Source organism: Clostridium sp. DL-VIII (genome assembly GCF_000230835.1).
Taxonomy (GTDB): domain Bacteria; phylum Bacillota; class Clostridia; order Clostridiales; family Clostridiaceae; genus Clostridium.
Genome location: NZ_CM001240.1, coordinates 1,709,916 through 1,731,083, shown reverse-complemented (window position 1 = coordinate 1,731,083; position 21,168 = coordinate 1,709,916). Strand labels below are relative to the sequence as shown.

The 21,168-nt window shown below is 29.5% G+C and carries 19 protein-coding genes; 2 read left to right on the top strand and 17 right to left on the bottom strand.

Annotated features, from left to right (window positions below; translation table 11 throughout):
* Positions 1-8: 8 nt before the first annotated feature.
* The 11 genes from CDLVIII_RS07910 to ychF all read right to left on the bottom strand — a co-directional run bounded on the left by CDLVIII_RS07910 (position 9) and on the right by ychF (position 12,769).
* Positions 9-752, bottom strand: a complete 744-nt coding sequence (locus CDLVIII_RS07910; RefSeq protein WP_009168921.1) for a dihydroorotate dehydrogenase electron transfer subunit — start codon at positions 750-752, stop codon at positions 9-11.
* A gap of 149 nt (positions 753-901) precedes the next feature.
* Entirely contained in the window at positions 902-1,783 is an 882-nt protein-coding gene (gene pyrF / locus CDLVIII_RS07905) for an orotidine-5'-phosphate decarboxylase (protein ID WP_009168920.1), read from the bottom strand.
* A gap of 128 nt (positions 1,784-1,911) precedes the next feature.
* Positions 1,912-3,117 carry a dihydroorotase gene (locus CDLVIII_RS07900; RefSeq protein WP_009168919.1) on the bottom strand — a complete coding sequence of 402 codons (1,206 nt, stop codon included), beginning with the start codon at positions 3,115-3,117 and terminating at the stop codon, positions 1,912-1,914.
* A 150-nt stretch (positions 3,118-3,267) separates the two neighbouring features.
* A complete protein-coding gene (locus CDLVIII_RS07895; RefSeq protein ID WP_009168918.1) occupies positions 3,268-3,699 on the bottom strand; it encodes an aspartate carbamoyltransferase regulatory subunit in 432 nt (143 codons plus the stop codon).
* Position 3,700: 1 nt separating this feature from the next.
* Positions 3,701-4,627: an aspartate carbamoyltransferase gene (gene pyrB / locus CDLVIII_RS07890; protein WP_009168917.1), complete on the bottom strand. Its 927-nt coding sequence runs from the start codon at positions 4,625-4,627 to the stop codon at positions 3,701-3,703.
* A gap of 281 nt (positions 4,628-4,908) precedes the next feature.
* Positions 4,909-5,685, bottom strand: coding sequence for a serine hydrolase (locus CDLVIII_RS07885; protein ID WP_009168916.1), 777 nt, complete (start codon positions 5,683-5,685; stop codon positions 4,909-4,911).
* A gap of 93 nt (positions 5,686-5,778) precedes the next feature.
* On the bottom strand, positions 5,779-6,876 hold the full coding sequence (locus tag CDLVIII_RS07880; protein WP_009168915.1) for a 6-phosphofructokinase: 1,098 nt from the start codon (positions 6,874-6,876) through the stop codon (positions 5,779-5,781).
* A gap of 540 nt (positions 6,877-7,416) precedes the next feature.
* Positions 7,417-8,271, bottom strand: coding sequence for an undecaprenyl-diphosphate phosphatase (locus tag CDLVIII_RS07875; protein WP_035301701.1), 855 nt, complete (start codon positions 8,269-8,271; stop codon positions 7,417-7,419).
* Between the two features lie 121 nt (positions 8,272-8,392).
* A complete protein-coding gene (locus CDLVIII_RS07870; protein WP_009168913.1) occupies positions 8,393-9,370 on the bottom strand; it encodes a type I phosphomannose isomerase catalytic subunit in 978 nt (325 codons plus the stop codon).
* A 58-nt stretch (positions 9,371-9,428) separates the two neighbouring features.
* A complete protein-coding gene (locus CDLVIII_RS07865; RefSeq protein WP_035302143.1) occupies positions 9,429-11,330 on the bottom strand; it encodes a tetratricopeptide repeat protein in 1,902 nt (633 codons plus the stop codon).
* A 341-nt stretch (positions 11,331-11,671) separates the two neighbouring features.
* Entirely contained in the window at positions 11,672-12,769 is a 1,098-nt protein-coding gene (gene ychF, locus CDLVIII_RS07860) for a redox-regulated ATPase YchF (RefSeq protein ID WP_009168911.1), read from the bottom strand.
* 450 nt (positions 12,770-13,219) lie between these two features.
* Here ychF and pdaA point away from each other — a divergent pair, with 450 nt between their 5' ends.
* A complete protein-coding gene (gene pdaA, locus CDLVIII_RS07855) occupies positions 13,220-14,107 on the top strand; it encodes a delta-lactam-biosynthetic de-N-acetylase (RefSeq protein ID WP_009168910.1) in 888 nt (295 codons plus the stop codon).
* A gap of 160 nt (positions 14,108-14,267) precedes the next feature.
* On the opposite strand, the gene CDLVIII_RS07850 is transcribed toward pdaA, so the two are convergent.
* Entirely contained in the window at positions 14,268-14,750 is a 483-nt protein-coding gene (locus tag CDLVIII_RS07850; protein ID WP_009168909.1) for a hypothetical protein, read from the bottom strand.
* A 226-nt stretch (positions 14,751-14,976) separates the two neighbouring features.
* Between CDLVIII_RS07850 and CDLVIII_RS31155 the strand changes: the two genes are divergently transcribed.
* Complete coding sequence (locus tag CDLVIII_RS31155) at positions 14,977-15,129, top strand: clostri-philic family protein (RefSeq protein ID WP_009168908.1); 153 nt, start codon at positions 14,977-14,979, stop codon at positions 15,127-15,129.
* A 129-nt stretch (positions 15,130-15,258) separates the two neighbouring features.
* Here the strand turns inward: CDLVIII_RS31155 and CDLVIII_RS07845 are convergent, their stop codons facing one another.
* From CDLVIII_RS07845 to murJ, 5 genes are read right to left on the bottom strand one after another with little or no spacing between them, the layout of a single operon-like run.
* On the bottom strand, positions 15,259-15,909 hold the full coding sequence (locus CDLVIII_RS07845) for a cyclodeaminase/cyclohydrolase family protein (protein ID WP_009168907.1): 651 nt from the start codon (positions 15,907-15,909) through the stop codon (positions 15,259-15,261).
* 40 nt (positions 15,910-15,949) lie between these two features.
* Positions 15,950-17,185, bottom strand: a complete 1,236-nt coding sequence (locus tag CDLVIII_RS07840) for an O-antigen ligase family protein (RefSeq protein WP_009168906.1) — start codon at positions 17,183-17,185, stop codon at positions 15,950-15,952.
* Positions 17,169-18,332, bottom strand: coding sequence for a glycosyltransferase (locus CDLVIII_RS07835; protein ID WP_009168905.1), 1,164 nt, complete (start codon positions 18,330-18,332; stop codon positions 17,169-17,171). The genes CDLVIII_RS07840 and CDLVIII_RS07835 overlap by 17 nt, the downstream gene beginning before the upstream one ends.
* Positions 18,333-19,625, bottom strand: coding sequence for a hypothetical protein (locus tag CDLVIII_RS07830; protein WP_009168904.1), 1,293 nt, complete (start codon positions 19,623-19,625; stop codon positions 18,333-18,335). It abuts the gene before it with no gap.
* An 8-nt stretch (positions 19,626-19,633) separates the two neighbouring features.
* Positions 19,634-21,160, bottom strand: a complete 1,527-nt coding sequence (gene murJ / locus CDLVIII_RS07825) for a murein biosynthesis integral membrane protein MurJ (protein WP_009168903.1) — start codon at positions 21,158-21,160, stop codon at positions 19,634-19,636.
* Positions 21,161-21,168 lie beyond the last annotated feature (8 nt).

Sequence of the window (21,168 nt, the reverse complement as noted above, 5' to 3'; positions counted from 1 at the left end):
CCTGCCTATTATAATTCTACATAGTATCCATCGAAAACTGGGCCATCTTTACAAGTTCTCTTATGTCCATCTTTTGTCTTGCACGTACATACTAAACAAGCACCTACTCCACAAGCCATATGTTTTTCCATAGACACATAAACCTTAGTATTCTTTTCTTTGCACATCTCTACAACTTTTTTCATCATAACTTCTGGTCCACAGCATAAAACTGTATCATATGCCTCCGGCTTTAAAAGTTCTGTAACAAACCCCTTATGTCCATGTTTTCCAGTATTTGTGGATATATAAGCCTCATTTGCATATTCTTTTAATTCATCTATTAAGTAAACGTCATCTCTAAAACCTGCATATAAATCTATTTTCTGTTCCTTGCTCTTTTCTCTTAATCTCTTTGCAAGTTCAAGCATAGGTGCAGTTCCTATTCCCCCTGCAACTAATGCAACTTTACCATAATCCTTATTCAAATCAAAACCATTTCCAAGAGGTCCTGTTATGCTTATTTCATCATTTTCTTTAAGCTTTGCATACTCTTTAGTGCCATTTCCAACTACTGCATATAAAAATGTTAATGCATTTTCCTTCTTTTCACATATGCTTATAGGTCTTGGTAAAAGTGTTTGACCATTGATTTTTAACATATAAAATTGACCAGCATTTATTTCATTATGATCCTCTAATATTAATTTATATATATCTTTTGAAATTTCTTCATTTGAAATTACTCTTGCATTTCTGTAAGCTATAGCCATACTTTCCCTCCATTTATTCAGTTCACAGTTGTAAATGAAACCCCAAGGAAAAAAATTCATGTTTCTAAATATATAATTTTAACATTTACTTTTCCTTTAGAATTTCTCAAATATATAATTTTTCAAATCCTCGAAAGAGGATTTGTCCCTTAACTGTTAACTGATTTAATTACTGCCTCTTTAATTGCATCTCTCATTTTTATTGCTTCTTCTCTAGCGCATAGGGCAAATTCTTCTGGTTTATTTGCTTTCTTATAGGCTAGCAGTATACCTCTTGACGAATTAACAACTCCACCATTACCATTATTTAAATATAATGCAACATCTTCGGCTGTTCCCCCTTGAGCTCCATATCCAGGAATTAAGAAGAACATATTATTATATGTTTTTCTTATTTTTACTCCTTCTTCAACATGGGTACATCCTATAACTCCACCAATTGCAGTATATCCGCATTTCCCTGTACACTCTTTGCTCATTTCTGTTATTTTATCCGCTACCACTTCATAAACTTTTTTATTTTCTGTAGTATCTAAATACTCAATGTCTTCTGCCCCTGGATTTGATGTTCTCACCAAGCTGAATACCCCCTTATTTCCTTTTTCTAAATAAGGCATATACGGTTCAATGCTGTCCATTCCCATATAAGGGCTCAATGTTATAAAATCAGCTTCAAAATCTCCTTCAAAATGAGCTTTAGCATACATTGTTGCAGTCGCCGCTATATCTCCTCTTTTTATATCTGCTATTATTATTTCGTCCTTTTCTTTCAAGTAGTCTAACGTCTTCTTATAAGCAATTAATCCTTCTATTCCTAAGGCTTCATAATATGCTATTTGAACTTTAAAACATGCAGCGACATCACATGTTGCATCTATAACTTGCTTATTAAACTCAAATATTGCCTCACTTGGAGTCTTGCCACTCTTTATATGTTCTGGCACATAATCTAAGGCTGTATCAAGTCCAACACATACAACGCCTCTTTTTTCAACTCTATCATATAGCTTATCAATTATATAACTTGTCATTTAAAAACCCCCGCTATTTAGTTAACAGTTTACAGTGCACAGTTTACAGTTATGGAATGTCTTATGTTTTATTTTTAATCTTTTTTCAATTATAAACATATTTTATCCAAACTGTTAGCTGCTTACTATTAGCTGTTACATGAATTATATTTGATTTCTCCAGCTTTTATTGTTGTTAGCACTTCTCCGTAAAACTCCATTCCATCAAATGGTGTATTTCTGCCTTTTGACTCAAACTTTTCTGGATCAACTCTTATTTTCTTATTAATATCAATTAGTACTAAGTCACCATCTATTCCTACACTAATCTTCCCTTTATTCATTCCTAGAAGCTTAGCTGGATTAAATGACATAAGTTCACTTAATTTATTTAGAGAAACATGATTTTCCTTAACTAATTTTGTATAGCAGATTGAAAAAGCTGTCTCGATCCCAACCATTCCTGGCGAACCATTTTTCTTTTCTTCTTTTGTATGCGGCGCATGATCTGTTCCTATTGTATCTACCATTCCTAATTTAATGGCACTTATTATTGCATACACATCTTCTTTTTCCCTAATTGGCGGATTAACTCTATAATCATTTATATCTCTTGTCAGAGCTATATGATGCGGAGTAACTTCTAGTGTTATATTTGCTCCACTCATCTTTCCCTCAATAACATATTTTATAGCTTCTTTCGTACTAACATGGCACATATGTAATCTCGCCTTGCTAAGTTTTGCCAATTCTACATCTCTTACGGTCATCATATTTTCAGCTATTCTCATATCTACTTTTGAAAATTCCGGACTTTCTGCATGGGACATTATAACCCAGTTATTTTTCTTAGCGATCTTCATTGCTTCAAGCATAGTATTAGAATTTGACACTCCAATGCCATCATCCGAGATTGCTCTAATTTTAGGATCATTCTGAAGCTCTTCTAAGTGACTTAAAGTTACCCCATCAAAATTTTTTGTTACTGATATACATTGATGTATGTCTATTAAATTCAGTTCCTTTGATTTATTTCTCACATATTCCAAGGTTTCTTTAGATGAGCAGATAGGCTTGGTATTTGCCATTAAGCATACTCCTGTATAACCACCTTTAAGTGCTGCTTTAGAACCTGTTTCAATATCTTCTTTCCAAGTAAGTCCAGGATCTCTGAAATGAGCATGAGTATCTATAAACGCCGGCATCAAAATTTTTCCCTCACAATTAATTATCTGCACATTATCTTTAGATATACTTTCTCCTATTTCTCTTATTATCCCATCTTTAATATAGATATCTCCATAAAAATCTTGAGTTACATCTATTATCCTTGCATTTTTAATTAATAGTTCCATATAACACCCCTTTAATCAGTTAACAAAATTCACAGCTATTTCATAATTAACGATTTACAGTCGTTATGCATTTTACAATTCATAATCAACAGATTTACATTGTATTTTACAAATTTCAATTAATTAATTTTTACTGCTATTTATTATTTACTATAATTCTGAAAGTTTTGTTATTTCATCGCAGTATTCACACCTATATCTTCCATTTTCTTCATCTACCAAAACAAATGAATGAGGTACATACTCCTCAGTACTTGTTATGCAGCTTGGATTTTTGCATTTTATTATGTTATGAACTTTGCTTGGAAGTGTTGGTCTAACCTTATTAACAATCTTCTCTTCTCTAACTTCACATATAGTTACTGTTGGTGAAAGTAATGCCAAAACAGTATAATTAAGTTCATCACAATTTTCTATCTTTATAATATCCTTTTTACCAAGCTTTTTACTATCAGCATTAATTATAAGTGCAACGCTATAGTCATTAGCATCTAATCCTAAATAATTAAATATCTTAACTCCAACTCCTGCTTGTATATGATCCAAGACTATTCCATTTTTAATACTTGTTATCTCTAGCATTTTACATCACCCCCAAAAGTTTAATCATTAATGCCATTCTTACATACATTCCATACTCTGCCTGTTTGAAATATGAAGCTCTATTATCCTCATCTACTTCGTATGCGATTTCGTTTACTCTTGGAAGAGGATGCATTACAATCATGTCATTTTTTGCAGCTTCCATCTTTGTTTTATCTAGTATGTAACTATCTTTTAATCTTAAATATTGTTCTTCATTAAAGAATCTTTCCTTTTGAACTCTTGTCATATATAAAATATCTAAATTTGAAATTACATCTTCTAATTTTTCCACTTCTATATATTCAATATTCTTCTTTTCCAAAATTTCTTCTCTTATATATTGAGGTATTGAAAGTTCTTTTGGTGATATTAAAACAAATTTATTGTTATGATATCTTGACATCGCTTTTATAAGTGAATGTACAGTTCTTCCGAATTTTAAATCCCCACAAATTCCAATCACATGATTATTTAAACCGTCTTTTAAGCTTGTAATTGTAAGTAAATCTGCTAATGTTTGAGTTGGATGTTGATGTCCACCATCTCCTGCATTAATTATTGGAACATTTGAATACAGACTTGCAACTTTTGCTGCTCCTTCTTTCGGATGTCTCATAGCTATGATATCTGAATATATAGATACCATTTTTATAGTATCAGCTAATGTTTCTCCTTTTGAAATTGATGTTGAATTTGGTTCTGAAAAACCAAGAATTTTACCACCAAGCCTCATCATAGCAGCTTCAAAGCTTAATCTAGTTCTTGTGCTTGGTTCATAAAATAAAGTAGCTAAGATTTTTCCATCACATATATTAGAAAAATCTTTTGGATGTGCTATTATTTGATGTGCTAAGTTAAACAGTTCATTTAATTCTTCTACAGTAAAATCCATAGGTTCAATCAAATGTTTAATGTCTTTTTTCATTTTATAATCACTCCTTAGTAACCTCTCTGTGTTAATTTAAAGGTAATAATTTTTAATAGTAATTTAATTTATAAAAAAGCCTTCCTCATTTAAAGGAAGGCGCAATAATCCCATAGTATAGTAATTATATAACTTCCTTATTGATCTCGCTGAATCAAGTTAAAGGTGTTTTATATTATTTCTTTGTGTAAGAATAACACTTCTTTAATATTGTGTCAATATAAATATATTCTACCTGGATGAAAATTTTAAGAGATGTCAAAGACATCTCTTAAAATTTGTTAAAAATTATTAGTAATGCTATCCCACATCATTTTACCACTTTTAGCAAGCGTTACAGTTCCATACACACTATTCGGAATCCCCATTGATAAAACGGTAAATGTAAAACTTCCTTTTTCGGTGCGGATTAATGCTGTATCATTTTCAACACTAGTTTTATCACCTGTTTTGCTTGAAATCTCATATTTCAAATCATCAGGTATATAAAGTGCCAATTTATTTTTCATCTGCTGCCTTTGTAATATATCTATAAGCATTTTGCTGTTCTTTTCACTCAAAAATCTTCCATCATATAGATGCTTCCAAATCTTTGATAGATCTAGAGCGCTTGTTATATTCTCAACACCAGTACTTGCAGCTCTCTCATCTGAAGTTTTTCTATTCAACTTTGTATTCTTTAAGCCTTGAGCTTCTATATCATCATTTATTCTATCCATGCCAACAATATCTATAAGTTTATTTGCTGCAGTATTATCGCTTTGAATAAGCATTGCAACTAGTAATTCAAACACAGTATATTCTCTATTATCAAATTCATGGAGTATTCCTGTTCCATAAACTTTATCCTCTTCTTCAATCTTTATCTTATCTAAAAACGATGCATTTCCATCTTCAACATATCTTATCACTGATACAGCTATCGGCAGTTTCATACATCCAGCACTTGTCATTTGCACATTTTCATTATATCCATAAGTAAAACCGCTTCCTAAGTCCTCGAAAAAAAATGAATATGTTCCTATTCTAGACTCTAAATATCTCTTAATTTCTTTCATAATGCCCACCGCTTTCTAAAATACTTCTTAATGTCATTAGATATCTTATGAGTATTAAATTACTTATTCATTGCAATACTCTTATTAAGTTAACTAATCGGCAAATGATATTCCTATTTTCTTTGCTACGCTTACTAATTCTCCGCTTGGATCTACTTTTTTGTTATTCCCAATTACATTTTCTAGGCTGTCATAGGTAATTTCATTACCTTTTAAGCACACCATGCTTCCAAACTTTTCTTGATTAATTAATTCAATAGCAGCAACTCCATATCGTGTTGATAATATTCTATCAAAAGTACATGTAATACCGCCTCTTTGTATATGTCCGAGAACTGTACATCTAACTTCTCTTTCTTTAACTAACTTCTCTAATTCCTCTGCTAATCTATTGCCAATTCCACCAAGTCTAATTGGATCTGGGCTATCTGAAACTATTTTAGCTACACTAACTTCTCCATTTTTAGGTTTTGCACCCTCTGCTACTACAACTATTGTGAATAACTTTCCATGTTTCTTCCTATCTTCAATCTTTTCTACAATCTTATTTATATCATATGGAATTTCTGGTAATAAAATAACATCGGCTGAACCTGCTATTCCAGATTCTAATGCTATAAAACCTGCATTTCTTCCCATAACTTCTAAAATCATAATTCTATGATGTGACTCCGCTGTTGTATGAAGTCTATCTAATGCTTCTGTTGCAATTCCTATTGCTGTATTAAATCCAAATGTTATGTCCGTAGAACCTAAATCATTATCAATAGTTTTTGGAACTCCGATAACCTTTACTCCTTTTCGTGCAAAGTCTCTAGCAGATGTTAATGTTCCATCTCCTCCAATAACTATTAAAACGTCTACACCTTCCTTTTTTAAATTCTCAACAGCCACATCTGATACGTCCTTTTTCACCATTTTACCATTTTCCTCTACAAGATAATCAAATAAATTATCTTTATTTGAACTATATAGTATTGTTCCACCTCTTGATATTAGACCTGATACAGCAGATAGGTCTAATTCAATAAAATCATTGTTATATAATCCTCTGTATCCGAATTTATATCCAATAACTTCATATCCATAGTTCAATATTGCTGATTTCGTTACAGAACTTATTACTGCATTTAATCCTGGGCAGTCGCCTCCTCCAGTTAATAAAGCTATTTTTTTAATATCTTTGGACATTCTAAATCCCCCTATACCATAATTTCTTCTAAAATTATTGTTGAGGCATGCGAAATAAATAACAAATCAAGGCTCGATTATATTTTGCGCCAGCTATGAGAGTCTTTACTATAAAGCAACTAGTTGAACATACTGATGTAGTATGACACAAAACAGACTAGTATATGCGGTTTGCCATTTCTTTTATATGCCTAAAAGTAAATTTTCTTTATTTTCTGACTATTTACTTAAATCATATCACAAACTTTAATTTCTGAAAAGTATTAATTTACAATATATTCATTCTTTAACTATGAATTTAAAATTATACCTAATACTGAGACCTAAACTCAAACCTTTGTTTTTAATGCATTTTAATTCAAGCCAATTTCTCACGCTCATTAATTCCATATTTCATTTTAATTAAATCTCATTAGAGTTTCTATCTACAAAAATTTCATATTTTCTTTTATAAAAAACACAAACACCTTAATATATCGAAATAAACACTATTTCATATATTAAGGTGTTATTTTATCTAATCAAAGTCTCTTTCTCTATTTACATTGAAATGAAATTAAAGAATATAAGTATAGAAAATACTATTCCTGCACCTATTCTGTATACTGCAAATACTCTCATTGGTCTCTTCTTTAAATAATCTATGAATTTTCTCATAACAATTAAAGCAACCACAAACGCAACTATAAACCCAACTGCTAATGCAATTGCATTCGTCATATTCATTTCTGAGTAATCAAACTTTATTAAATCTAATGCTGATGAACCCACCATCGCTGGAATGGCTAAGAAAAATGAATACTCAGCAGCAACTGTTGTTGAAAGTCCAGCAACCCAGCCTCCCATTATTGTTGAAGCACTTCGTGACATTCCAGGCCACATAGCAAGGCATTGAAAAAAGCCTATTTTTAAAGATTCTATAGGTGTAATTTGGTCTATATCTCTTACTGCATGCTTGTTTTTTCTAAATTTATTTTCTATTACAATTAACAGGATACCTCCAACAAAAAATGCAATAACAACTGGTCCTGCTCCAAATAATAGGGATTTAATTTTATCATGAAGTATAAATCCAAATATCATAGCTGGAATTGATCCAATAATTATATTAATTCCAAATCTAAAACCAACTTCTCCTTTTCTTCCCTTTGAAAATAAATAAGCAAAAAAATCAACAACACTATCGCTTATCTTTTGCCAGTATAGAACTACAACTGCAAGTATAGCCCCTAATTGTATTACTACTTCAAACATATCAGCAAAGTCGCCTTTAAAATTAATAATGCTTCCTGTAAGTATTAAATGTCCTGTTGAAGACACCGGAATAAATTCAGTAAGCCCTTCTACTATACCCATGATAATTGCTTTAATTATAAATAAAATATCTATTCCCACTATAAATTCCACTCTCTTTCCTTGCGTTTATTTCGCTTGAAATTTAACTAATGTCTTATACATTATAAATTTCTCAAGCAGTTATGGAGAAACAATTAGTTCCTCCATAATTTATATTTTTCTACTTTTCAACTATATTAAGTATGGCTTTCTCCTCATCTTTTAAATTTGGTACATAACTTTTTAATAGAGTAAAGTCACCAACTAATTCATACTCTCCAAGTGTTGCTGGAATAAAAATACTGTCTCCCATAAGAATCTTCTCTTCTCCACCACTATATCTTATTACACCATTGCCATCCACACAAGTAAATAAATAAAATCTTTCCTCATCACTCTTTTCTTTTAAAGATGAAGTAATCTTATATTTTTGTATTGTAAAATATTCTCCTAAACAAAGATATGTTTTATCATAACCATTTTCTTGTATTGTAAGCCCTCTCGAATTTTCTCCTTTAAGTGAAAAATCTATAACATCTAATGCTTTTTCAACATGTATTTCTCTTCCTCTATTATAATCATAGACTCTATAGGTAGTATCGCTATTTTGTTGAATTTCAGCAATTAATACACCTTCACATATAGCATGAACTAAGCCACTTTGAACATAGAAAAAATCGCCTTTTTTAACAGGAATCTTATTTAAATATTCATCTAAGTTCCCATCCTGTATTGCTTTTTTAAACAATTCTTTATTACAATTCTTTGTTCCAACTATTAATGAAGCCCCTTCTTCAGCATCAACTACATACCATGCTTCAGTTTTTCCTGAATCTTTTTCAACTCTACTCGCATACTCATCATTTGGATGAACTTGAACTGAAAGCTTATCTGCAGCAGTTATTAACTTGATCAAAAGAGGAAATTCCTTATTATCTACAGCTTTACCTACAAGTTTTTCTCCGTATATTTCTATTATTTCATCAAAAGTTTTTCCCTTTAATTCTCCATTCTCTACTTTGCCAGTACCATTTTTGTGGCACGCAATATCCCAGCTCTCACCAATCTTACCCTCTGGAACATTATTTCTGAATTTCTCCAGATGTTTTCCTCCCCAAATTCTTTCATAATATAAATTTTCAAATTTAATTGGATACATAATACTTCCTCCAGTTGTTAATATTTTATAGCAACTTCAATCAATACCTATATACTAATTAATAAAACAATTTAAGATCTGGTACTTTCAAACTTGCTCCATTTCGCTTATTATAAGCATCAGATAAATTCTTTATCCGATTATAATTATCAGTTATTGTTTCCTTATCTTCAGGGCTTGTATTTTCATTTATCCCATCATATGCTGCCTTTAGATTAGTCATACCTCTATTTACGTCTCCCTCAATAGAAATATAATAGCATCCAGCATTATTTAGTGTTTCAATGTCATTATTATCAAGATTGTATGCAGTTCGTATTTCCTTAATTGCATCGTCATTTTTTCCTTTATTTATATATGCTGTTCCTAAAGCTCTATGATATTTTACATTCTTGCTATTTATAGATATGCCCTTCTTTAGCAAATCTATAGCCTCATCATATCTTTGAGTATTAACTTTTACCAAGGCCATATTATAATATATTTCTGCATCCTTTGGATTAATTTTAGAAGCTAAATTATAATAGTTTAATGCTTTAGTACTGTCTTTAAGTGTATTCCCATAATATTCAGCGGTTTTTAGTATTAAATCATAATTAAAAGGATCTTTAAATAAAGCTGTTCTAAAATATCCTTGTGCTTCTTCACTCTTGTCTTGCTTTTCAAGTATTTCAGGTATTAAAGATGTATAATTATCTGCATAGTCTCTATCTAACATTATACTTTTTTCACAATCTTTGAACGCTTCATCATAATCTTCTTTATTATATGACAGCCATGCTGCTGAATTATATCCTACTAATGACTCTGGATTATTCTCATCTATTTGATCTAAAATATAATTTAAAGCATCTGAATTATTTGAACTATCATACATATTGGCTTTAATAAGATTTAAAGTGGCATCTCCAGCATCTTGAGTGCTTAATTCATCAATTAACTTCTTAGCCTTATCTGCTGAGTCTTTGCTCATTGAATAAATTTTAGCTGCCCATACTTTATATGCAAGTTCATCAGGCTTATCTTTTTGCAATTTTGTAATTTTGTCTATTGCACCAGCTTTATCATAATTTGCAATTTCTTCAATAACATCAAATATCCTTATTTCATTTTTATCTTTATCCCAGGCATCCTTTAATAATGAAAAACATTGATCATAATTGTTAACAAGCATATTCATTCTAGCTAAATCTGCTAAATCACCTGCTGTTTCGTCTTCTTTTTGATAAGAGTTTATTATTTCCTTAGCCTTATCATTATTTCCATTCACTAAATAAACAGTAAACATGGTCTTTAATAATTCTTTATCATCTGGATAGCTTTGAAGAAACATTTCACCATACTCCGAAGCTTTCGAGTATTCTCCATTCATAAGCCATGTGAATGTTATGTAATTTCCTAGTTCCTCATCTTTCTCTTGAAGATTATCTATTTTTTTCTTCTTATCATCCATAATTTTATTCCTGGCTTCATATGCCTTTTGAAGCATATCATTTGATTTTACAAATTCGCCTTTAACTGAATAAACCTCTGCAATCTTCACATTCCATATTGGCCATTGATCTTTTTGCTTCTCCTGCATTTTTGTATATTCATCAATTGCCTCATCATATTTAGCATCATAAAAATCCGTTTCTGCTACATTTGTAGCAATTGACAATGTTTCTGCCGTTTTTGCATTATTGGCAGACTTAATTATTGCTGTGATTCCAAAGCATACAATTAAGAAAAAAATAATTAATGTTGGAATAAAATATTTCCTTTGCTTTAACTTTCTCAAGCAACTTGCAATATACTTATTTTTCTCTAATTTTTTTAAACATCCATCAATATATTTATTTTCTCTTGCTTTTCTTAAATACTTTGTAATATATTTATTCTCTTTGATTTTTTTTAAGTACCTTGTAACGTATTTGTTTTTTCTCAAATCATTAACATATTCAACAATTTTCTTTTTCAACAATTAAATCACACCTACTTTTCCATTAAAATTTGTACTTATTTTCCCTAATAAAATAACAAGTCAGTACGTTTTCATTTTTCATCATACTTTTTCACTATGTATGTTCCCTATTCCCCTATAATAGGCTGAACATACTTTTTGTCTGATTCAAAATATATACTATATCATTACTAATTTGCTATTTTCTTTCCATATGCCTAGGTTTTATTTTAACAAACTTTGCTATAAAAATCTATATTGTTGCATAATGTTAATAGGTTTGTAATTATATTTAAAAAAATTATTAGACTTTTTTATAAAAAAAGGATAAGATCAATTCTTACCCTTTAAGTCATGGATTAAACATTAAATCTAAAATTAACGACATCTCCATCTTGCATTATATAATCTTTTCCTTCAAGCCTAAACTTTCCTTTTTCTTTAGCTGATGCTTCTGAACCACACTCAACTAAATCATCATAAGAAACTATTTCCGCTCTAATAAATCCTCTCTCAATATCGGAGTGAATCTTACCTGCCGCTTGAGGTGCTTTTGTTCCTCTTTTAATTGTCCAAGCTCTTACTTCTTGTACTCCTGCTGTTAAGAAGCTCATAAGTCCAAGAAGTTTATAACTAGCTTCAATTAACTTATCTAGTCCTGATTCTTTTAGACCATACTCACCTAACATTTCAGCTTTTTCTTCATCTTCAAGGCCAGATAATTCTTCCTCAATTTTAGCACTTACAACCATAACCTCTGAATTTTCATCTGCTGCATATTCTTTAACTTTCTTAACATAATCATTATCAAAGTTGCCTTCCATAACATCATCTTCCGAAATATTGCAAGCATATAGGACTGGCTTTGAAGTAATTAGAAATAAACCTTTTATAAAAGCTTCCTCTTCATCCGTAACTTCTAAAGTTCTAGCTGGTTTATTTGCTTCAAGCTGTGCCTTTATTCTTTCCATAACACCATATTCGAACTTAGCAGTCTTATCACCTGATCTTGCAAGTTTTATTGACTTTTCCATCCTTCTTTCTAATACTTCTAAATCAGAAAAAATCAACTCTAAATTTATAGTTTCTATATCTCTTATAGGATCAACAGAACCTTCAACATGAACTACATTTCCATCATCAAAACATCTTACAACATGAACTATTGCTGCAACTTCTCTTATATGTGATAAGAATTTGTTTCCTAATCCTTCACCTTTAGAAGCTCCTTTAACTAATCCTGCTATATCGTAAAATTCTATTGCCGTATATACTTTCTTCTTTGTACTATACATTTCTTCTAGAACATCTAATCTCTTATCTGGAACACTTACAACACCAACATTTGGCTCAATTGTGCAAAATGGATAATTAGCTGATTCAGCTCCAGCTTTTGTTATTGCGTTAAACAACGTGCTTTTACCTACGTTTGGTAAACCTACCATACCTAATTTCATCTATGTACATTCCTTTCTAACTTCTAACTATTTTAGACATTACACAAAAATAACAAGTCAATTCACCTGCATATTCGGACTTGTTATTTTTTCATATGACTTATATCTCTTTAAAAATTATACTCTAGAACATTTTTTATTTCAACTTAAGTTATTCACAATCAAAAAATAATATGCTAAGTAATTATTCTATCTATAAGTCAAATTTATAAATCGCTTATAGATATTTAACTTTAAAATTAAACTTATGTGATAGCTTACCGAAATCACATACACTTTTTAATAAAAATTAACTTAAATTCCAAAAAGTTTACGTGAAGATCCTTGAATCATATATAGAAATTACCATGATTATTATCTAATAAAGTTCAAATACTATGAATGATTAATTCTTCTCATTACAAAGCATAGTTATATATGCATAAATTATTTTAGATTGAAGGTGAAGAAATGAATAAATCCTTAAAGTCCACTATTGCTCTTGCACTCACTCTAAACCTCACTGCATTTTTTCCATCGAAATATGTAAATGCAACAAGTGATGAAGCTGCTCAGACAGAAGGATACTTTGAAGAAACTGGAGTCTTTGGTGACATTTCTGATATTGATAACATAAGAGAGATTTTTTCTTCTTTTAGTGATGAAGACGAGCTTAATTGGTACTATGTAGGTAAAGGAAAAGATAAAATTGCTGAATGTCCCAAAGAATCAGCTGGCTTTTTAAAAGAAACTTCTTCTTACTATTTAGGTGACACTTCAAAAAAAGTTTTATACTTGACTTTTGATGAAGGCTATGAAAATGGAAATACAGGTAAAATTCTTGATATATTAAAAGAATATAAAGTACCTGCCGCTTTTTTTGTTGTTAAACCTTACATAGATAAGGAACCAGAACTGGTTAAAAGAATGGTTGATGAAGGTCATATAGTTGGAAATCATACTGTTCATCATCCATCTATTGCTCAAAAAATACATGACAAAGAAAAGTTTAACTCTGAATTTAGCGGGGTAGAGTCAGCATATAAAGATCTTGTCGGGCAGGATATGCCTAAATTCTTTAGGCCTCCAATGGGCAAATATTCGAAAAAATCTCTGCAGATGACAAAAGATTTAGGCTATAAAACTATCTTTTGGAGTTTTGCTTATAAAGATTGGTTAGTTAATGATCAACCATCTGAAAGTTATGCTGTAGAGAAAATTTGCAAAGGCGCCCATCCCGGATCTATAATGCTTCTTCATGCAGTTTCAAATACAAACACTAAAGTACTTGGAACAGTTCTCAAAACCCTTCAAGATGAAGGTTATGAATTTAAATCACTAAATGAATTACCACAATAATATATATATTCAACTTTGAATTTAAACTTATGTGGCTACTTACTGAAATCACATACATTCAATTTCAAATACATGCTTCATAAAAATGTATGTGATTTCTAATATAGTAGACACAAAGGTTTAACATAACTAGGATAATTGTTCTATATATAAATTGTGCCTAACGTTTAATAAGTTTTTCTACTTCTTCTGTTACCTTTACAGAAGAATTTTTTGATAATATAGCATCCTTTATTTTCGTTAGATCTGTAGCACTATAATTCATAAGATTAATCAAATAAGAATTGTTTTTTTTCTTATCGTTTTCATTAAAACCAATTGCTAAAAAGTCTTTTTTCTTAGTCTTAGCGTCATTTCCTTTGCTTACATAAATTGATTTTATACTGCTATATTTTATTGATTTTATTAAATCATTAAATTTATAAAACTCTATATTATTCTCTTTAATTAATATATCCTGACTGTATTCAACTAAAACCGAAAGTGCAGTTACTACTCCTGTAAATATAAATATCCATAATAATGCGCTCCCTAAACCTCCAATTATTCCAAAAACTATTCCTAATATAAGCTCAACGATTGCTGCACTCATCATCATACCATTCCGCTTTTTTATTGTTATTGGAATTTTTTTATCTTCCACTATGAACCCCTCCTTTAAATTTCAGCTATTTTCTATTAGTGAGATGCCCTTATACCTAACAAATAAAAAATATATTTCACCATATAAAATATTATATAGTATATGTAGCATTTTTCAATACTTGTATATATTATTAGACTTCTATATTTTCATTATCATAACATTTAAAAATGCGTATCAATATCTCATATAAACATACAATATCAATATAAGGAGGTGTATTATTATGACACAAAATGATGGAGTACATAAACCTGGTTCATGCAATCCAGAGCAGAAAGGCTTAAGGAGGCAAAAACTTCACAGAAATCAAAATGATGTTGGAAATTCTAAAAACAAACCACAATACGAAAACTTTGACGGTGAACCAATAGAATAAGAAATGAGAGATACTTAGCAATATTTAAATAAACTAAGTATCTCTTATTTTTTTGTTTAATTACCTTGATTATATTCCAAGTATCTAAATTTATATATAGTTAAAAATTAAATTTATTCTTCATAACTATTATAGATTTGGATAGATTACTTCATTTACTATTTCAATGATATTATTCTTTTCCTTTGCTGAGTTTTCAATAATCACTTCTAATTCGCTATCAATTTTATCGAAAAATTCTTCTTTTCTAAGGCTGTTTAAATTTACTTTAACGTTTATTATGGAACTTTCTATTGCAGAGTGAAGCAGCACTGCGGAAATTGCTAGATCTGATAACAACATTTTATTTCCATACTTAGCCATAATCTTTAAATTTTCATAGAATTCTAAACTCTCTCTTGCTAAAATCAAAGGCGCTTCCATAGATTTTATTGTATTTTCTTTTATAGCTAGTGATCTTGCTTTCTTTTCTTCTTCACTTTCTTTAGGTAATTTATAACAATCCATTAACTTCAAAAAGTTATCTCTATCTTCTTCCATAAGTTCTAAGCTTCTTACTGTAAATTCTTTTGATTCTTTTTGAAATTTATTTATAATTTCTTTTTCATTGTCCGCTAATGCAATATAACTCTTCTTACCAACAGTTAACGAATAAACCATTGAGTTTAATGCAGCAGACAACGCTGAAATAAGACCAGCCACACTTCCGCCCCCGGGTGCTGATAAATCTGATCCCAATTCCTCTAAAAATTGTTTTATACTTTCATCGCAAAATTTCATATACTATATGCCCCTATCTAATTTATTAAAAATATATTACTTATTCAATGCTTTTGTTATCTAAAATCGATATTATATATCCTAGATATATCCAAAAAGTCATAGAAATGAAACTTATTATATATAATAGATCACTTTCAAATAAATTTACCGAAATAATTCCAACAACAATTGAAGTTAAAGTTATCATTTGAAGTCTTTCTTTTCTTTGTAATTTATCTAATCGCTGTACAATAAAAACTAAAATTGAAATTAAGAAAATTAGAAATAAAGTTAATGCAATAACCCCATTTATTGTTGCTGTCTGCACATATATATTGTGTAAACCTCCAACTGCTAATCCTGGTAAGTCATCAGTTTGTCTTGCATTAGTAACAGCATCTACAAGATTATTATTTCCAACACCAGTAAAAGGATGTTCCTTTATTACTATAGCTCCTGAAGTCCAAAGACTGCTTCTTCCGCTAGTAAAATTCCTAATATTATTTTTATCAAGCTGAAAGAATACTCCACACGCTAATATAGGTATTATTAATAATATAGCTCTAAAATATTTATTTTTATTATATACAAAAATAAAAATATATATAACCGCTATTACTATTAAATAAGCACTTCTTCCACGTGACCCAACCATAGTTACTGCCTGTAATACTATGTTAGCTAGCCAAAATAATTTAAGCCTGTGAGTTGCTGTTATATGATAAAGATAAATACACATTACAATAGCTAACGCCGTTGCTATTGAAAGAGCATTTTCATTTTCAAATATACCTTTTGTATTTCCAAATATTATTTGATCAATTTCTATATTTGTTTCTGTAAATCTCATTATTAAAGAAATAATAGAAGCTATTAACATAAAGATCACATAAAAATATGTAATTATATTCATTTCTTTAATAAGTGTTTTTTTGCTTCTAAATACATCCACTGTAAATATAATTAAAAACATAATTAAGTTTACTATCCATTTTGATATATTATCAGTACTTCTATAAACAAAAATATTAAAGATTAACGTTATTATCATGAACAAAGCTAATGGAATATCAAACTTATAAATTTTTCTTCTTTTATAATCTTCCACTATCATAAATAATATTAAAATTATTCCCCAAATTACTGCTATCTTCCCTGATACTCTGCTTATTAACGATATTCCTGGTAATTCCTTTAAAATAGTTACAAATGTTAAACTAACAAATAAGTAAAACAATTTAAAATAAAACTTATTATCTACATACTTATATATGCTTTTAATTATTTCCTTCATATACTTTTTTATACACTCCTTTTAGGCTTTCAACTAGCACCTTCTCTGAATAACTACAAACTGTTTTTTCTCTTATTTGATTTTTATCATACATATTGTAGTTATCTTTTATCCTCTTCAATGCTTTAGCTAAGTCTTTTACATCTTTCTTTTTAACTATTATTCCGTTTTCTTCTCTTATTATATCTTCTGCTCCTCCATTGTCGGCTCCAATAACAGGTTTTCCACATGCAAGTGCTTCAATATAAACAACTCCAAAAGTTTCATGTTCAGATGGCAGTGCAAATACATCGCACTTCCTCATCTCCATGGAAACTTCTTCTCTAGATAAAGCCCCTAGAAGTTTAATCTGCTCTTTCATATTTAACTTTTCAATAAGCTTGCTTAAGGATGATTTCACGGAACCATCTCCACCTATTCTTAAGGTTGTGTTTTCTCCTTTAAAAGTTTCTGCAAATGCTTCTATTAAGAATTCCATTCCTTTTCCTTCTTCAAGAAAAGCACATGAAAAAAATTTGAATTCTTTTTGTAATGGTACGTCTTGTACATTATTTTCATCCACGTAAAATAAACTAAGATCAACCATATTATGAATAACTTCAACAGGTTTATTAACATATTCCTGCAATTCCTTTTTTAATCCACTTCCAACTGCAATTAAACAATCTGCTTCTTCATAAGCTGCAAAAATGTATTTATTGTAACTCTCCTTAGCATATTTTGCATACTTAAGAGATGAATGCTCTGTTATAACTAAAGGAATATTATATTTCTTACTCAGATAAGCTGCTGCTATCCCACCCCAAAACGCTGAATGGGCATGAATAATATCAACTTTTCCTTCATTTTTAACAATTTCTTGATAAAGTTTATCCATCCTCTTATTAAAGCTTTTAAACATCAATGGATTCTTCGGTAAATAATTATAATCTTTATATCTATAAGTCCTTAAATTATCCTCTATATTAAAATTCATCCCTCTTTTCTCATGAATTCTTCCAAATCTAGTAATCGGCCAAATTTCATTATACGCAACCGTAATCTTTTCATTACTATTTGAGAGGGCCTTAAATTGTTCCTTAAAAAAGCTGCCATGCACTTTGTTCCTTGGAGAAGAATACCAAGATGGAATGACCATTATGTGCATCTAATCACTTCCTTCAAGTATATTATTTAATCTATCTACTATCGAATTCCATTCATATCTTGAGTCTGGCTCACATTTTATTGATTTATTCTTATACATTTCTATTAATTTATAAATTTTATTTTTTATTCCCTTAGCTGTATTTTCACTCATTATACACTTTGGGTTATTTTCTACAACACTTTTAAGTGGATCATTATTATCACCATAGATAACAAATATCCTGCCCTGTGCTCCAAAATAATCATAAATCTTGGCTGGTATTTGTTTCGAATTTTTATTTCCAAACAAAAGCAGCACATCTCCATTTAACATATACTTAAGTGCTTCATTAAATGGAATTCTAGGAGATACCTTAGCTGCCTCTAAATTTTGTAATCTCTTTTTTCCTTCAATATCATCTATATTTCCAAAAAACAAAACATTAAGCAAACTATAATCTTCCATATTTTCTTCTTTAATTTCTTCAAGAGCTCTAATAAATGGTTTAATATCTCTAAGCTTAGAAAATATTTCTCCTGTATAAATTATGTTAAGCTTATCCTTCTCTATAAGTTTTGGGCTTTCTTCATTTAGCAATTTTTCATATAATTTTGAATCAAAGCCTCTATTTAATATAAAAGTTTTATTATCCTTCTGCAAGAACTCATAATCCTTTAAATATTCATTTTTATTTGCCTCTGTAACAAATATAAACTTATCTGCCAAGTTTACAATGTCTTTTTCCATACTTTTTTCGAATATCTTCTTAATTATAAAAGAATTTTCTCGTGTAGAGTCCTTAAGCCATGGATCACTCCAGTAAGTAATCCATGGTACATTTCTATATCTTTTCTTTATACGATATGCACACAAATGTGAAGATGGAGGCTCATGCATTGAAAATATAACATCAAATTTTTCAGTCTCCATTAATTTTATTCCATATTCTCCTGCTTTCTTTGACCATCCATAATACATATCTGGTATAACCACAGAATTTTTTACTTTGCGCAATATTTTTTTCATATTGCCATTGTTACTTTTTGGTGCCTCTTTATTAATCCCACTACTTTTTCTAGGCATTAATTTTTTAAAGACAATCCCTCCATCAACAATATGGACTTTAATTCTTTTATCCATCATGGAATATAATGCTTCATCATAATAAATTGAATCCTCTGGAAAATTAACAGTTAAAAGATGAACTTCATTATTATTAATTTCACTTAATTTATTCAAGTACTGCAAAGTCTCAATAGCAGCTGAGTTGTTTATTAATGGCGAATAGCAGGCAATAAATAATATTTTCATATATCCCCCTATCTTCTTATCTTCTTTAAAACTAAATTTTTCATTTCAATTACTTCTTCAATTTTAAATAGATAACATAAAATAAAATATACTATAATTCCAATACTAACTCCAAGTAACAAAAGAGTTAATGAATTAAATTTCCCCCTAAAATAAATTGCAATACTTATAATTACAATTCCCATAATAAATGAATTTAAAGTTATTAAACTTATTTTCTTTATTATATCTGTTATAATGAAACCTTTTTCTATTTTTATAATACTTCTGCTTAAAAGTATTGCTGTCACTATCATAGCTATAACGGATGCTAATGCAATCCCCATTATACCCATATACCTAGATAAAATCACACAAAAAATTATGTTTATAATAACTCCTATAACACCATTCATGGCTGTAATTTTTGTTTTTCCCATAGTAAATAGAGTTGAATTTAGAACATCTCTTATTCCTGTAAAAAATATTCCAAAGCCATATCCGAGAAGTGCAAAACTTGTAATATGTACTGCGTATTCATCAAATTTTCCTCTTCCATATACAATTTCAACAATTTCCTTACTAAATATTGCAATTCCAATAGTTATAGGAATTAATAAAATTGCTAAATATACAATTGACTTTTTTAACATTGTTAAAAAGCCAGTCTTATCCTCATTATTTCTCATATTAGCCATAAGCGGATATACCACGCTTGTAACGGATGTAGTAATTATTGTATTTATAAATATGATTAGTTTCTGTGCATAATCTAAGGCAGAAACCGATCCAGCTGATAAACTTGAAGCAATATACTTATCAACAACCATATTAAGGGAGTTTGCACCTGCTCCAATAAGCACTGGTATTATTAATATTATAATTTCTTTCAATCTATTATCCTTAAGGCTAATGAAAAATTTATATTTATATCCATGAGATATCAACGAAGGTACCTGAACTGCAACTCTAAAGAAATTTCCTATAACATTAGCAATTGTCAGTCCTAAAATATCGTAATTTTTAAATAATAATAAATATAATATCATAGGTAAATTAAAAAACAAACCTAAAATGGATGGAATGACAAAATCTTCATTTACTTGTAATAATGCTGTAAAACATGCATTAATAGATAAAAATAAAATATTAATAAGGGTGATTTTTAATAAACCTGTAGCTATAGTTCTCGTTTCTTCTGAAAATTTAAATATATCAACTATTTCCTTCGAAAAAATGCTCGTTATAATAAAAAGAATAAAGGAAATAATGAACAGTATATTTATTACGTTATTTGCAAAGTCATACATTTCTTCTTGGCCTTTTCTAGCTCTTATTTTACTTAGCATAGGCAAGAATGCAGTTGATATTGCAAGTCCAACTAAAGTAAATATTGTTTCTGGTATAGATACAGCAATATTATAGGCATCTGTATAAACTCCAGCACCAAAATTATTTGCAATAAGCATATCACGAATAAAACCTAAAAATCTACTTATTAGCGATACTATCATTATTATAAATGTAGATTTAATTAAGGTACTTCTTTGTTTCATTTTATCAC